The 633-nt window shown below is 65.7% G+C and carries 1 protein-coding gene; it reads left to right on the top strand.

Features of this window, described 5'->3' with window-relative positions; all coding sequences use genetic code 11:
• Positions 1-25: 25 nt before the first annotated feature.
• Positions 26-633 (top strand): RNA-guided endonuclease InsQ/TnpB family protein (locus AC5Y47_RS25650; protein ID WP_499947063.1); only part of this gene is annotated, 608 nt, incomplete at its 3' end.

The raw sequence follows: 633 nt of genomic DNA, 5'->3' as shown, positions 1-633 counted from the left end.
GCGCGCGGTCGGTATCGACCGGGGCGTGAAAACCACGCTGGCGCTCTCGGACGGCACGATGCTGCGGGCACCGATCATGCGTAGCGGCGAGCAGAAGAAGCTCGCCAGACTGCAGCGTCAGCTTGCCCGCTGCCGCAGAGGCAGTGTCCGGCGTGGCAAGGTGAAAGCCCGGATCGCGCGGCTGCACGCCGAGGTGGCTGATCGGCGCCGGGACTGGGTCGAAAAGACCACCACGCGGATCGCTGCCACTTACGGTGTGGTGGCCGTGGAGAAACTCGCGACCCGCAACATGGTGCGGGCACCGAAGCCTAAACCCGACCCCGACAACGAGGGTCACTACCTGCCGAACGGGAAAGCCGCGAAAGCCGGTCTGAACAAAGGGATATACGCGAACTGCTGGGGTGTGATCGCCCAGCGGCTCGACCACAAGATGTCCGCGTCCGGCACCGCACTCATCGTGGTGCCGGCCGCGTACAGCAGTCTGGAGTGCCGCAACTGTGGACACAGCGTAAAGGAAAACCGCAAGAGCCAAGCGGAATTCCAGTGCGTGAGATGTGGCCACCAAGACCACGCGGACCTTCAGGCAGCCACCACCATCCTCGCCCGGGCTACCACGCCCGCGCACACCTCCGG

The organism is Mycobacterium sp. NGS22 (genome assembly GCF_059813095.1).
Note: the sequence above shows the minus strand (reverse complement) of the source record. Positions and strands in the feature narration are given on the sequence as shown.